The organism is Methanosarcina siciliae T4/M, assembly GCF_000970085.1.
Taxonomy (GTDB): Archaea; Halobacteriota; Methanosarcinia; order Methanosarcinales; family Methanosarcinaceae; genus Methanosarcina; species Methanosarcina siciliae.
Genome location: NZ_CP009506.1, coordinates 2,325,707 through 2,340,774, shown reverse-complemented (window position 1 = coordinate 2,340,774; position 15,068 = coordinate 2,325,707). Strand labels below are relative to the sequence as shown.

Genomic DNA, 15,068 nt, shown 5'->3' with positions numbered 1-15,068 from the left:
AGTAAGCAAATTTTAAATATTATACAGTTTAAGCAAAAAATAATTTGCTTGCTATTGTTTTTTAGATTTGGAATTATTTAATAATTTGCTGTAAATAAGGGAAAACGACCCTCTAAAACAGCAACAGCCACTAAAACAAGGATTGAAACTCTTCTGGGAAAACTTTTCCATGTGCCAGATATGGGACTAAAACAGCAACAGCCACTAAAACAAGGATTGAAACCTCTTTTTGTATTTTTTAAAAAACCAGTGTTTTCCACCTAAAACAGCAACAGCCACTAAAACAAGGATTGAAACCAGTATAGATCCGGTTATTCCTCTTATCTCTTGATTCTAAAACAGCAACAGCCACTAAAACAAGGATTGAAACTTGTTTTCTCGAAAAATTTGGGATCTATATCTGCCACTAAAACAGCAACAGCCACTAAAACAAGGATTGAAACTTTTCCATTTTTTGCACTCCGTTTTTGTTTTTACCTAAAACAGCAACAGCCACTAAAACAAGGATTGAAACCTGACACTCTCATTCCCCTAGACACAAGTGTCTCTGCTAAAACAGCAACAGCCACTAAAACAAGGATTGAAACCTTTATCAATGATATCAATCACGGTTAGACTTTTATTCTAAAACAGCAACAGCCACTAAAACAAGGATTGAAACTAAATATAACTACATGAGCTAGTCCTTTGGTCAAAACTAAAACAGCAACAGCCACTAAAACAAGGATTGAAACTGGGTTTTCCATTCCTTCTTCCTTGAGATATACACGCTAAAACAGCAACAGCCACTAAAACAAGGATTGAAACTTCATTTATTTTTAGCTTTAAAACCGAAGATAATTTCTAAAACAGCAACAGCCACTAAAACAAGGATTGAAACAAATTTATTGTCTTCCTCTGCTTGTTTCAATCTCTCGCTAAAACAGCAACAGCCACTAAAACAAGGATTGAAACTCTTGTAACCATCTTCCATTTCTTGCGTAATTATTCCTAAAACAGCAACAGCCACTAAAACAAGGATTGAAACGTTTTTCTGCTTCGACAGGAACAACCGTGTGCCCCTTACTAAAACAGCAACAGCCACTAAAACAAGGATTGAAACATCTCTCGATTCTTCTGGGTGATGATCAATCTTCCAGCTAAAACAGCAACAGCCACTAAAACAAGGATTGAAACCTTATTATCAATTCTAGCAATCCTTTCCATCACCGATCTAAAACAGCAACAGCCACTAAAACAAGGATTGAAACTCAGTATCTATCTCTCTCGCAGAAATCTTTATTACAGCTAAAACAGCAACAGCCACTAAAACAAGGATTGAAACTATCAAGCTGTTCATCAAGATTTTCTGATGACAACTAAAACAGCAACAGCCACTAAAACAAGGATTGAAACTCTTCTTGGCCAATTAAATCCATTTTGTTTCCGACTAAAACAGCAACAGCCACTAAAACAAGGATTGAAACATATAGCCCTCCTTCACAGTCAGATCTTCAACCTCAACTAAAACAGCAACAGCCACTAAAACAAGGATTGAAACTAGAAAATATGCACAAACACTTGATACTTCAATGCTAAAACAGCAACAGCCACTAAAACAAGGATTGAAACTTATAAACATCGCTATTATCCTCAACTGTTCATTCAACTAAAACAGCAACAGCCACTAAAACAAGGATTGAAACTTTCACAATAATTATAGAATTTATGCACTCTTCACTAAAACAGCAACAGCCACTAAAACAAGGATTGAAACGAATACATCCTTTTTGTACAGCTTTTTATAAATTTTGAGCAGTGATCCAAGTTTCGTGATGTCAGAAAAACGGTAACAGCCACTAAAACAAGGATTGAAACCCCCATTTCTGGGAATCTCTCCTTTTGGTACCCTGATGAAAAACGGTAACAGCCACTAAAACAAGGATTGAAACTAATATCCATAAACTCCACCTCCGTGGATAAAAACTGAAATCACGAAAAAGTATCGAGTCCTTTAATTCGGAAAAAACCCGAATTCTTCGCGGCTAAGTATATCAGGCTCTGTAGACGACTGGAAATTAAGAACCATTTATGGAGGTACCTGATATACAGAACCAGACTCTAGCCGAAATTCAACTGAAACTGTATAACAAAGCGAAGAGGAACCCGCAAAAACGGTTCCGGAAGCTTAAAAAACTGCTTTTGAAAGACGAGATCCTCTATACAGCCTGGAAAAACCTGAACAAGAACACAAAAGGCACTGGTTTTGACTCTCTAACTGTCCAGCAGGTAGAAGCTTCCGGGGTCGACAAATTCATCCGTGTCGTAAAGAAAGAGCTTGAAGATGGCAAATATATTGCCGATGCAGTAAAAAGGGTTGAGATTCCAAAACGAAACGGAGAAACAAGACAGCTTGGAATCCTGACTCTGAGAGACCGGCTTGTCCAGGGAGCTGTAAAACTCGTCCTTGAACCTATTTTTGAAGCTGATTTTGAAAATTGTTCCTACGGCTACCGGGCGTACAGGTCTGCAAAACTTGCCAGTCTTGAAGTCTACAAATGGCTCGAAGCCGGAAACACCCATTACCTGAAGGGGGATATCGAGGGCTGTTTTGACAACATCCCCCATGATAAGCTCATGAAGATCATTAAAACAAGGATTGGAGATGAGCTGATCCTTTCCCTGGTCGAGAGCTGGCTCAAAAAAGGTTCTTTTGGAAGCGGTTCCGGAAAAAACTCAAATAAAGGGTTGCTCCAAGGCGGGATAATCTCTCCGCTTCTTGTAAACTTCTACCTGGACCAGTTCGACAACCACTGGGCAGAAATCGGGCTCAAGAATGTTGAAGGGGAATCAATTGAACACCTCGTACGTTTTGCAGATGATTTTGTAGTCCTTTCAAAGGAGTGGATTAAGCCTGAGAGGGCTGAGACTATTATGGCTGAACTTGGGCTCGAATTAAACAGAGAAAAAACCTATGTGGGGGCAGCAGCTAATGGGTTTGAATTCGTGGGGTTCTATTTTCAGGAAATTCTGGATGAAAACGGCTTGGGAAACAGAATAAATGTATTACCCACCGATGGGTCAATTGAGAAGATAATAGAGAGTATTGAGAGCATAGATATTGAATTTAAAGGAAAAAAGAACAAATTTGACTCTGAAAACGAGTATCAGGCTCTTAATATTGTAATAAAAAATATTTATAATGTCGTAGACCCTTGGGTAAATTACTACAGGCACACGGATTATGCTTCCGGGCTTGAAAGAATTGAACAATGTTTTAATAAAAAAATTCAAGATTTTATTTAAATATATATCATGTTTATAATTATTTAGAAATGTTATCTGATTAATATGATAAGTTATTTATCTTATAACAAAAATCAATAAAATTTAAAAAATGTATTTGTAAAAAATTCTTTATAGATATTATGAATCCTGGGAACATTAAGCTCAAAACCCTTGAAATGACTTTTGAAGGCGAAGAGGAGTTCAGGGGAGATGCAAATCAGATCCGTGGGTTTTTTGCATCAAAATTCAATGAATATGACCTTCTCCACAACCATAATACTGACAGGTTTTACTACCGCTACCCTTTAGTGCAGTACAAAGTTCTTGACAGGACACCTCTGGTAGTTGGGGTAAACGAAGGCGCAGAAATCTTGAAAGGTTTATTTGATAAATTTGATACGGTAACCCTTCCTCACGAAGACTTTGAGATCACGGAACGCTCTTTGAGGCTTAAAAAACAGGACTTTGGGCTTACAAAAAGCATTTACTTTTATGAATTTCTAACTCCCTGGATGGCCCTTAATAAAGAAAATGAGGAGAAATTTCTTGAGACCAAAAACCCCGAAGAGCAAAAGGAAATGCTAAGAAGGACCCTGGCAGGAAATTTACTCTCGATGTCAAAGACTTTTGGATATACGGTTCCCGATACCATAAAATGTGATGTCGATGTGGAACTCAGGCGTTCAAAGTACAAAAATATGGATTTTACTTCTTTTACAGGCGGTTTTATAGCTAATTTTTTGATTCCGGATTTTATGGGAATAGGAAAAGGGGTTGCGAAGGGGTTTGGGACTGTGAGGAAAATAAGGGGGTATAATTGCCAAAAATCCTCTGATTTTCTAAAAAGTACTGTTTGGAATGCCAATACATTATCTCGTAATTAAGCTTGTACAAGGGAATAATACATGGTTAAAACTGAAATCAAATTTAAGACTTTGACTCCCATCTGGACCGGAGATGCAAATCAAAAATGTACAACAATAAAAGAGACCAGCATCATCGGGAGCATGCGGTGGTGGTATGAAGCAATAGTGAGAGGTATGGGAGGATATGCTTGTGATCCTTCAAATGGGGGATGTGAGTTCAACACAAAGGACTATGAGAAAGCATTGGAAAAAGGACAAAATGTAGATGAAGCACTGGAAATTGGACTTAAAAACGTTTGCCCTGCCTGCAGGTTATTTGGATGTACCGGGTGGAAACGGCGATTTAAGATTGTAGCAAACGATTTAGGGGGTACTTTTAGTCAAAGAATGAATGATGATGGCTATAGTGGGATTTTAGAAATTGAATTTTATGAGATTTTTAAGATTTCAGATAGCGAGAAGTGGCTATTATTTCAAACATTGCAAATAATTGAAAATTACGGAGCATTCGGTGGTAGAACAACTCGTAAGCCTCAGGGAAGTCCAGTTGGGAAGGATTACGGTTTAATCGAAGTCAATTTAGTAAATACTGATTGGGCAAGCAAATCTGATTATAATAAAACTCAAAAATGGATTAAGACTATTACAGAAAATTGTGGAAAAATTAACAATAAAAACTGGTTTGATTTTAGGTATTACTGGATAATAAAAGGGGAATACTTGGATCGGTTGAAGATAAATGAAATATTTGGATTGGACAATAAAGGAAATGTTTCTATTTATGGAGACGAATTTTTAGAATTTCTTCGAGGAAATCGTGCTTCAAGTATGATACCAGGTTCGAGTAAAAAAATATTTTCGTTTAAGATCGGAAATAAAGTTTTTGGTTACGTGCGAAATGAACAAGAACTTGATATTATCAAAAGAAAGTTACAAACCAGAATTAAGCAGGATATTAACAATATAATTACAGGAAAAGACATTCTTCTAAATATTCAAAACGGGAGGAATGGGGATGTCTAATACGCATTCGTATGATTTTTATAGCTATTTTTCAGATTCATCAGAAATAAATGATATATCAGATTATTATTCAAAAATTCAGCTATATTCATTGGATAAAAAAGAAAAATTAGAAGATTATAAAAATGAAATTGACAATAGTAATTTGAGGTTGAAAAGTGCAATCCAGTTGTTGCATGACTTAAATTTATGCCAGCCAATGATTAATATTAGTATTCTTCCTGTTAATTCCTTTTTTGTCCAATTTAAATTCAAACTTAAGAAACCGTTTTACAGTAAAGATGATGAACAGTTCTATATTATTGACAATCCTATATGTAAAGAATCCATTTTTAAGATTCCCATGGTGCGCCCAAGCGGATGGGCTGGCACCTTAAGAAATGCTATCGTTAAAAGTAATGATGAAGAAAAGCATGACGAATTAAAGTCTCGATCTATTGACCGGTTATTTGGATACGTATCTGACAAAGAGAATGATAACAAAAAAGGATTTTTAATTCTATTTCCTACATATTTTGACAATATCAAACTTGAAGTCATAAATCCACATGATAGAGAAAGAAAAGCAGGTATAAATCCTATTTATTATGAAGTTGTACCTGCCAAAAGTACCGGCTCATTCAGTTTGCTTTATGTTCCTTTTTGTGTTTCTGATGAAGAAAAATCACATGCTAATGATAACGTTGCCTTCGATATATACCTCATTTCTAAAGGACTTAAAGATATGTTCTTGGTCCATGGTTTCGGTGCCAAAACGGCAAGTGGATTTGGGATTGTCGAAGATAAACTCATGGACGGGAAAATTACCCTGAAAACAAAATGTGTTACTGTTTCTATACATGAAGATATGAAGCCACCAGAAAAGATATTTTTAAAATATCTTAATGAAGATGGAACTCTAAAAGATTCGTTTAAAGGTGCAGAGGGTAAACCGATAACTAATATTACGGGTGAAAAATTAGCTCAAAGTGGCGGAGGGCCTCTAAAAGAGTTTAAAATGTTCAAACGATGGTATAAATTCCATGCATCTGGCTGGCAGAAACATCTTCAGTCTGAAGCTAAAACCTCTATTGAATGGCCAACTTGGTCTTTTAGCACTTTTGAAGAACTAACTGATATTGCTAAACATATCAGCCAAAGACTGCAGGATTCCAAGAAGGTGAGGGAGTGAACAAAGACCGGAATTTGAATGTTCTTGAAGAGAACAGGGGCGTATTAATGAATGGACAAGAGCGCATTAAAGAAAATGCCGATTTCATTCTTCTGTCTGAAATTTACTCTCTGTTGCACGATTTAGGGAAATTAAGTAAAGAGTTCATAGTTGAACAAAGTAAAGAATGCTTCGATTCAAAAAAAAATTACAGTATCTATTGCAAATTTAAGCATTATAATATTTTTAGCGAAAACAACGATAAATTTGATTATAGTGAATTTTTGAGTTCAAGTTTTAAAGAAATAATTTCTAAAGAAGTATTCAAGGACATTATAAATAAAAATATTAGGACTAACACAATTAAACCTATATTCTCCGAAAAATTGGCGGGGCCTAAAGAAATAATTTCAGAACATCATGGAAAAAAAACTGATAAAAGACTTATCGAGTTATTAAAAAATATTGATCGTCTTGATTCTGGAGTAGACAAAGGTATTCTTCAAAATATTGGAAAGCAATCAATTGAGTGTACAAAAATATCTACTTCTTTTGGGCATGAAAAGAAAATTAACATTGAAGATTTAAAGCCGAGCAGAGAAAATCTTTGCAATGAATTGTCTACCTACTTAGAAGAAATTTCTGAAAAACCAGATAATATAGTGATGCAGAGAAAAAAAATAATTGAACTGTTGAAAAAAGAATTCCTAAAAGCCCTTGGAGATACCAGGCGAAGTGGAAATGATGTTACTCTATGGGATCATTCTTATTCTGTTGCAAGTCTTTACAAATCAGCCATTGCAAATATGATACATAATGGGGAATGGACTAATCTAAAAGATTTAAAGTGGGTTATTATAGGGGTGCAATACGATAAACTTGGTCTGGTAGAAAAGGCACACAAGTTGGTTGATATTGTAGCATACAGAAAACTAACTGAGGATATTGATCAAGAAATAAAAACGTATATAGAAGAAGAATTTCCAATTGGAAATGAAATCTACAGAGATGAAAGTGGTATCTATTTTGTTGGTCCTGATATAGGCCGGGATTCTCTAGAGAAATTGATAAAAGAAGAAATACTGTGTAGAGTAAATAAAAAGTCTGATGGGGAAGTTATACCATATATATCCATAAGTGAATCTTCTCGTTCTCTAGTCTTACTTACAAATCTTTTAACCGAAGCAAGAGGTAATTTTCAGCTTCACGAAGAAGTCCCTGAATGGAAAGAAAAATGGGATCAAGTTTTGACCATCGATGTTCAAGATGCCCAGGTTTCAAAAAGTTCTTGTGATGTTTGCAAGAGTAATGATCAATGTATTAATAATGGAAGAATAAAACGTAGTTTTTGCAAAAATACCTGTACAAGATATCATGAATGTATAGCTGGGGGAGGCAATAAAGAATATCAGGTTGATATTTGCCCTGTATGTAAAGTTCATCCGAAATGTGAACATCAGGAAGTTTGTAAGTGTTGTTTGAATAGGGGAGAAAGCCGAATAAAAGATTGGTTACCTAATAATTTCTCCGATAAAAAGTACCCCACAATTTGGATTAATGAAATTGCAGATTCAAATGGAAAAGTAGCAATCGTAACAGGAAGGTTCAATCTAAGTAAGTGGCTTAATGGAGAACTCCTAAATACTGTTTTTTCCCAGACAACTCAAAACTTAGAATCATACGATAATTGGAACTCGTTGAGTGACTGCTTGAGGCAAGAACTGAAAATAAATAAAGGAAAGCCAAAATGTTTAGAAGAGATTGCTGGAGAGTCTTACCAACGTGAAATGAATTCCCACCAGTTCTATGAAAATTTAGTGGTAGATAGAAATCCACTTTGGGATGCTAAAATAAACAATTGGAAGGATGGTTCCAGTTGTGAAAAAGCGACAGAACGTCTGTTACTAACTATTTTCAGGAAACATCCATCTCCTTCAAGATTGAGGCGGATTTGGACATCTACTGAAACCTTCTGGAAGGAAACCAGTGACTTTTTAAAGAATAATGAAAATTACTACATTTACATACCCACTGCCCATGATTACAAAGATATTGAAACCTCATCGAAGATTCGATTTAAGCGCCTAAATATCACTTTAAAAGATACAAAAGGTCTATTACGTGGCACATACGTAGCAAAATTCAAGAAATTGAGCATTGTAATGTATTTCGATGGAGAAAAATTCATCACTACCCAAAATTTAGACATACCTGAATTAAAGGGCTTGTTTGATGATACGACAGACAAGTTAAAAAAATATATTGGGGATGAAATTGAAATCGAACTTGAAGGAACAAAACCAGATAAATTTGAAAGATATATAATCAATGATGTTTTTTATGGGAGTTATTACAATCCTTTCCTTGAAGTTTTGTTATCTCCAGTTACGTTTCAATTTATAGTGCCTGCAAACAGTGTTCCAAAAATAATATCTGAAATTCACGCAAAATATTCATTAGAAATGGGAAATGTTGCAGGGAGACTACCTCTAAACTTAGGTGTTGTCTTTTTTGATTCAAAAACAGCTCTTTATGCCGCTGTAAATGCATCTAGAAGAATGCTTAACGGTTTTGAAGACGTTGAATTTATGGATTTTTCAGTAAGTAATTTTTCAAAAGACTCTCCTATAGTTAATCTGGAAGTTGACAATCTGGAAGTTGATAACCAGGGAATTAGGAAGAAAGAAATTCAATTGAATAAATGCTTAGATGAGCAGGCAAAATATTATTTTAACTTCCTTCTTAAGACCTCTGAAGATAAAGCACAGAAAAAAAAGAGCTTTTTTAAAACATTTATAGAGAATGAAAAGGAATTTCTAATCAACGGGTCCGATTTAGACCAGGGAGATTGTGTAAAGCTTTATCCCAATTATTTCGATTTCGAATTTTTAGATACCACGGCCCGAAGATTGGAAATTAGTTATGATAGTGATCATAAGAGAATTGATAAAAGTTCGCTTAAAGGTTCAAAGCCTTACCTTCTTGAAGAGTTCTCGTCAGTCTTTGAAAAGGTATGGAACTTGTTCAATACACAATACATGACAACTTCACAACTGAAAAACATACAAGAAAACCTTGTGAAACTCCATATGGATTGGAAAGACTGTAAAGAGAAAAATAAAACTGAATACTATGAAACTCTCGAAAAACAAATTGAAAACATTTTGATAAATGTTGGAACTCGTAAGTGGTGGAATTCTTTAGATAAAGAGGGAAAAGAGCTGCTTAAGAAGGTTTGTCTCGACAAAACGATTTTTGATATTCTGGAGTTTTACAACTCTATACTAAAATTGAAGCCAAATGGTGATAAAAATGAGTAAATACTTTATGTTTACGCTTGATCCGATACACATCGGCACCGGGGGCTACCAGATAGGCCGTGTAGATAATACTATAGTGAGAGAGCCAGCAACCAATCTTCCAAAAATTCCCGGAAGCAGCATTGCAGGGACTGCAAGGACTTATGCTACATATAAAGAAATAGAGGATCAGAAAGAAGATCAAGAATATAAGGTAAAAATTACTTGTGCAGGACAAGACAATGATGTATCACCTGGAAATAATAAAAAAGGTCACTGTGGAAAATGCATTATCTGTAGATCCTTTGGTTTCTCAAAGAATGATGATAGAGGAAGCTCACAGGGGCTTGTTTACTTTAGCGACGCTCACATCCTTTTATTCCCAGTTAGTACAAGGATTGGGCCTGCATGGATAACTTCTCCCATGATTTTAGAAGATTTTGGAATTCAATTAGAGACAAAAAACAAGCCTTCGAATAGCTTTATAGTGGTTGGCTCTGAGTTCTCAGGGGAATCAAGCCTGAATCTTGGGTGGCTCAATCTTCCAATTGAAGATGAAAAAGAATTGCCATCATTTGATCATCTTGCATCCCTCGGTTCAAAGAAAAATAAATTGCTCTCCAGCAGAATTGTAATCGTACCTGATTCATTAATCTCCCAGATTATAAATTCTAACCTTGAGGTAAGAACTTCAGTATCTATTGATCCAGTAACTGGTGCAGGAAAGGATGGTGCCCTTTTTACCAGTGAAGCCATCCCGAGGAGCACTATACTCTGGTTTGAACTGGGTATAAACGATCCTGATTATTTTGGATATGGCAAAAAGAGTGAGAACAGCTCAAAGGAAGGGAAAAGTAACACCCTGATCTCGCTTCTCGATGTAAAATCAATTGTTAAAGGTGGGTTCTGCTACTTTGAGACTCTTGGTATCGGTGGGATGGTCACAAGAGGTTTCGGAAGAGTTACGATTGAGGAAGTGGGAGAAAATGGCTCAAAATAATATTGATTTTATCGCTGCAAAAAGCGGTTTCGATATTGTTGATAAATTAATGAAACCTGAAGGTTCAAAGGAAGGGATGAAACCTAAAGAGATAGAATCTTTCATAAATAAATCATTAGGAGTTCTGTCATCAAATGGGGTGTACGCTCTATGGTTATATTTAAAAGCTTCAAACAAAAACGGGAATCGAAATAACAGAATCGATGTAGTGAAGATTCTGGAAGAGTGTAATATAGAAATTGAATCCGGCGTTGGGGGAAGTGAAGAAGGAAAAATCATCAATCTTTCAACTGATATAAGAAAATTGCTTTTCGCAAAGCAAGTTCTTGAACAAACCTTTATTTATGCACGTTATCGTGCAAAATCTCTAAATGCAGGAGAAAGAGGGAATTCGGAAGAGGAAGAAAATGCTGATGAGGAAAAGAGAGAGTGAGAACTATGGGTTATACATGCTTTGAGATAAGATTTAAAGCAAAATCTCCTATCTTCATCGGCAGTCGAAAAATAGGATTTATTCAGCAAGCCCGGAGGTATATCCCTGGTAAAACAATGTGGGGCGCTCTAACCGCAAACGCGGCAAGAAAATTAATTGACGAAGGAATAAAATACAATCCCAAAGTTTACGAAGAGGTTGGGAAATGTATTGAAAGATATGTAAAAAATACGTATTTCTTTCCAGAGATTACAGACCAAGAAAATGGGAACATTCAACATACATTTAATCCAATCTTTACGCAAGAAGGCTTAAAATATGGCAAGTGTTCCGAAAGAGAATTTGAATCCACTTTCATTAGCTCTTTTGTTTCCACAGCAACAGTAGGAAACAGGAACTCGGCAATGGATGAAAGTTTGCATGAGACCGAATATATCTTGAACAAGGTAAATTGCAAAACTTTGGATAAAATAAATTGTGGAGTTATGCAGGTTTATTGGAAAGGGTATCTTTTTGTGAAAGAAGACATTTCTGAAAAATGTTCTGTAAAAAACAGCGAAAAATTTGAAGAGATAGAACTTGGGTATGAGAATACCTCAATAAAGTTGTTTGAAGCTTTAAATGAAATCCATGTTGGGGGAGATCTTAGATATGGATTCGGGAAATTGGAATTGAGAATAACTGAAGTGAAAAAGATTGAGCGTACCCCTGTTTTTGACTGGTTTCTTGAAAGCGCTGAAGATCGTTTGATTTTCAACAAAGATAATGGTAATAAAGGAGTTCCTATATTCGGCCATCTGTTACTGGACTCTGAGAAATCTATAAAATATAGAGGTGAGCTTGAGCCACTTGTAGGAAGAATGTACGATCTGAAAAAGGGTTTTGGAAGGTATTTGAGTTCAAATGGGGTTGCGTTTGTTCCGGGTACTTGCTTTGAAGAAAAAATTAACAAGATTGAACTTGGTTCCTTTGGGCTGCTTAAATTTGCGAATTTAGAGTGACACATTCAATTTTAAAAATTATATGAAATTGTTTCTGAATTAATATCCCATTTTTAAAGAGGCTCTAAAATGGTGGATACAAAAGAGTATTATCTTTGTTACATTGACATATTAGGATTCGAAAATCGTGCTAAAGGAATCGTAGATACATATGATCTACATGATCAAAATATAGAGCCCAGCCATATAAGACATAAATTAAGACAACTTCTAAAAAATAAAGTAGAAGATCTTAAAAAGAGGAAATCTTTTATTGGAATAAGTACGGGGCGCGATGATTGGTTAATAGTTTCGGAAGATTTTCAGAAATTGCTTATTTCTATTTCTGAAATTATAGAACTACAACAAGATTTTCCTTTTGAAATCGCTCTGGGCAGTGTAAGTTATCAAGAAAATACAGATTTTAATAGTGACTCCTTTATTGACGAAGACTCTACCATTTATTTTTTAAAAAATAATATTATTGGTGAATACAGCAAATTTTATAAAGCCACTCATAACGAATCAACTAGGACTACTTTTATTTTATTCACAGAGAATTTATACCAAAAATTGGACTACTGTGACCAGGAAATCTTTAATCCACAAGAATATAAAAAGAAATATTTATATTATGTTGACACCGTGAGCTTCAAAAGATGGGCAAAAAGTCTTAACTTCTTAAATACACTCGGGATTCCTAAAGGCTCAATATATGAGGGAATAGACAGACTTTTCGTTATTCCCAAAGAATATGATGAAATAAAGAAAATCCTAGAAAACAATAAAGTTGTCGTTATTACTGGAAATCCCGAATCTGGCAAAACGTTTACTGCTGTCAGGCTTTTATGGGAATATTACTTAAAAGAGTATCAGCCTGTATGGAAAAGGGCAGAGAACTCATTACATGAAAAGAAAAAAGGGTTTGAAAAAATCGACTCTGATCTAAAGGAAAAACAGATATTTTATTTTGAAGATCCCTTTGGAGAAAATAAGTACGAAAAAATAGAATTACTGGAAAAAGAGATTAAAGCAATAATAGATAAAATTCGTGAATTTGAGAACATATATTTAATAATAACTTCTAGAAGTGAGGTTTTTCAAGAGTTCAATTCTCACAACTACTCTATTGATTTCGGAAAGGTTGTGCAAAAGCTCAATGCGAAAAGTAACTTTCAAGATTATAATGAAAGAGAAAAGCTTCTTCTCATGTGGGCGAAAAAAAATAGATGCATATGGCTATCTGATGTAGAACTTAAAACTTACATCTTGGAGCAACTAAAATTACCTATCAGTCTGCCAACTCCCCTCCGGATTAGAGATTTTTGCGTTACAAGTCGCAATATCACAGACTCTGCAATTTTGCATGAAAAGATAATTGAAAAGTCAAGAGATGCAGCTGTAAGTTTTGCGGATGAAATTAGCACTCTTTCAGAAGATAAAATCTTATTTTTGTCGTTTCCTTTTACATCGGGTTCCTTTAAACTGGAGTTCGTTAAAGAAAAATATATTGAAATGGTTCAAGAATTTGGAATCAAAGATGCTTTGAGTTCCTCTTCGGTTATTGAATGGTTTAGAGGCGATAAAATCGAGATTTTTAATGACCGAATAAGATTTTCACATCCAACATACCTTCAATCCTTAAAATATCTACTTACAGCAAAAGAATGTTCCACAACTATTTTTCCAGAAATCTATTCTAAGTTTTTATGGAAATTAGCTGAAGACGAAAATGCTGCAGGTTATATTTCGAGGGTTATAGCAGATAATTACAGCAATCTTCCAAATGAAATTCAGGGTTTACTTTTCACATTGGCAAAAAGTGATAGTGCAAAAAGATCTGTAGTTCGGACTCTTGTATATAATTACTCAAATCTCCCAAAAGAAGCACAGACCCTACTACATGATTTATATATGGAAGAGGGACTGAAAAAAGATATTGCAAGAGCTATAACGGATTATTTTTATGTCGTTCCCGAAGAATTGAAGACATTACTGTTTGATATGTCGCATGATAATAAAGTTGCAGGCCACCTGGCACGAGCCTTGACAGATAATTACAATAATCTTTCAGATGAGGCAAAGAATTTAATAATTGAAATTTACAAAACAGAGAACTTTGACAAGGACATAGCTCGTGCTATCATTGAAAATTATAGAGTTCTTCCTGATCACTTAAAGTGTGTACTCTTTAATATGTTAGAAAAAGAAGAATATAGATCCCATATCGCAAAGGCAATTGCAGATAAATGTCAAAATATTCCTACTGATGTCTTTGAATATAGTTTATTAAAACTTTCAAATGATGAAAAATGTGAAAAATTTGTTGCAAGAGCTATTATTAAAAATTTTGACAACACATCCGATAAACTAAAAAACATTTTGTATAAGTGTCTTGACGATTCTCCGAATACTAAGTACATTGTACAATCTATTGAAATGAATTTTGAAAAGCTTTCAGCAGATTCACGTGCAATTATATTATCCCAATTATCCAATAATGAGAAAACTGCAAAGTACGCCGCTAAAATATCATCAAAATTATAATAGAATTCCAACTATCATACAGTCACATAAAATATTATTTGTTTGATTTTGATTTTCATATTCGAAATTATTTAATAATTTGCTGAAAATCAAATTTGATACTTGCTGCTCACCCCCAAGTTCCTAAAGAATTTCATTCCAAAGTACATGTATGTTCACTACCAAAAAACTAATATCAATATCGGGCAGTGTAAAATGAAAAAGTTTATAACTTGCTGCTCCTTATATACTATCCAGTTATTTGTCGACCAGCAAATTTTGTTGACCAAAACAAAAACAGGTAAATTCCAAAGATTAGACAGTTAAAGTAAAAAATAAGCTGTTTGATACTGGTTTTAAGATTTGAGATTACTTAATAATTTGCTGAAAATAAGGGAAAACGACCCTCTAAAACAGCAACAGCCACTAAAACAAGGATTGAAACGATCATTTCTTCTTGGGAAGAAATAAGCTTTGACATCTAAAACAGCAACAGCCACTAAAACAAGGATTGAAACCTTCGC

Annotated in this window: 9 protein-coding genes and 2 CRISPR repeat arrays (1 of these 11 cut by a window edge); all 9 genes read left to right on the top strand. The window is 34.7% G+C overall.

Translation table 11 applies throughout. The features are described from left to right. Positions 1-112: 112 nt before the first annotated feature. A CRISPR array of direct repeats spans positions 113-1,931; the repeat unit is 37 nt; unit sequence CTAAAACAGCAACAGCCACTAAAACAAGGATTGAAAC. 139 nt (positions 1,932-2,070) lie between these two features. The 9 genes from MSSIT_RS21980 to MSSIT_RS09885 all read left to right on the top strand — a co-directional run bounded on the left by MSSIT_RS21980 (position 2,071) and on the right by MSSIT_RS09885 (position 14,565). Beyond that, the gene (locus MSSIT_RS21980) at positions 2,071-3,285 is read left to right on the top strand and encodes a reverse transcriptase domain-containing protein (protein WP_082088946.1); all 1,215 of its coding nucleotides are present in this window, start codon (positions 2,071-2,073) and stop codon (positions 3,283-3,285) included. 122 nt (positions 3,286-3,407) lie between these two features. Then, positions 3,408-4,151, top strand: a complete 744-nt coding sequence (locus MSSIT_RS09920) for a CRISPR-associated endonuclease Cas6 (RefSeq protein WP_048172073.1) — start codon at positions 3,408-3,410, stop codon at positions 4,149-4,151. Positions 4,152-4,172: 21 nt separating this feature from the next. Continuing rightward, entirely contained in the window at positions 4,173-5,156 is a 984-nt protein-coding gene (gene cmr1 / locus MSSIT_RS09915) for a type III-B CRISPR module RAMP protein Cmr1 (RefSeq protein ID WP_048172071.1), read from the top strand. Next, positions 5,149-6,327 carry an RAMP superfamily CRISPR-associated protein gene (locus MSSIT_RS09910; protein WP_197080355.1) on the top strand — a complete coding sequence of 393 codons (1,179 nt, stop codon included), beginning with the start codon at positions 5,149-5,151 and terminating at the stop codon, positions 6,325-6,327. The genes cmr1 and MSSIT_RS09910 overlap by 8 nt, the downstream gene beginning before the upstream one ends. After that, a complete protein-coding gene (locus tag MSSIT_RS09905; protein ID WP_156158837.1) occupies positions 6,324-9,626 on the top strand; it encodes a hypothetical protein in 3,303 nt (1,100 codons plus the stop codon). The genes MSSIT_RS09910 and MSSIT_RS09905 overlap by 4 nt, the downstream gene beginning before the upstream one ends. Next, positions 9,619-10,605: a type III-B CRISPR module RAMP protein Cmr4 gene (gene cmr4, locus MSSIT_RS09900; protein WP_197080354.1), complete on the top strand. Its 987-nt coding sequence runs from the start codon at positions 9,619-9,621 to the stop codon at positions 10,603-10,605. Before MSSIT_RS09905 ends, cmr4 begins: the two co-directional genes overlap by 8 nt. Then, positions 10,592-11,038 carry a hypothetical protein gene (locus tag MSSIT_RS09895; RefSeq protein WP_052721601.1) on the top strand — a complete coding sequence of 149 codons (447 nt, stop codon included), beginning with the start codon at positions 10,592-10,594 and terminating at the stop codon, positions 11,036-11,038. The genes cmr4 and MSSIT_RS09895 overlap by 14 nt, the downstream gene beginning before the upstream one ends. Before the next feature lie 5 nt (positions 11,039-11,043). Then, entirely contained in the window at positions 11,044-12,039 is a 996-nt protein-coding gene (locus MSSIT_RS09890) for an RAMP superfamily CRISPR-associated protein (protein ID WP_156158836.1), read from the top strand. A gap of 69 nt (positions 12,040-12,108) precedes the next feature. Then, the gene (locus MSSIT_RS09885) at positions 12,109-14,565 is read left to right on the top strand and encodes an nSTAND3 domain-containing NTPase (RefSeq protein WP_048172055.1); all 2,457 of its coding nucleotides are present in this window, start codon (positions 12,109-12,111) and stop codon (positions 14,563-14,565) included. A gap of 387 nt (positions 14,566-14,952) precedes the next feature. Then, positions 14,953-15,068: a CRISPR direct-repeat array (repeat unit 37 nt; unit sequence CTAAAACAGCAACAGCCACTAAAACAAGGATTGAAAC) (it continues 1,260 nt past the right edge of the window).

Coding starts and splice junctions, on each gene's coding strand:
- MSSIT_RS09890 (WP_156158836.1), top strand. CDS start 11,044: ATGGGTTATACATGCTTTGAGATAAGATTTAAAGCAAAATCTCCTATC.
- MSSIT_RS09910 (WP_197080355.1), top strand. CDS start 5,149: ATGTCTAATACGCATTCGTATGATTTTTATAGCTATTTTTCAGATTCA.
- MSSIT_RS09920 (WP_048172073.1), top strand. CDS start 3,408: ATGAATCCTGGGAACATTAAGCTCAAAACCCTTGAAATGACTTTTGAA.
- MSSIT_RS09885 (WP_048172055.1), top strand. CDS start 12,109: ATGGTGGATACAAAAGAGTATTATCTTTGTTACATTGACATATTAGGA.
- cmr1 (WP_048172071.1), top strand. CDS start 4,173: ATGGTTAAAACTGAAATCAAATTTAAGACTTTGACTCCCATCTGGACC.
- MSSIT_RS09895 (WP_052721601.1), top strand. CDS start 10,592: ATGGCTCAAAATAATATTGATTTTATCGCTGCAAAAAGCGGTTTCGAT.
- MSSIT_RS21980 (WP_082088946.1), top strand. CDS start 2,071: ATGGAGGTACCTGATATACAGAACCAGACTCTAGCCGAAATTCAACTG.
- cmr4 (WP_197080354.1), top strand. CDS start 9,619: ATGAGTAAATACTTTATGTTTACGCTTGATCCGATACACATCGGCACC.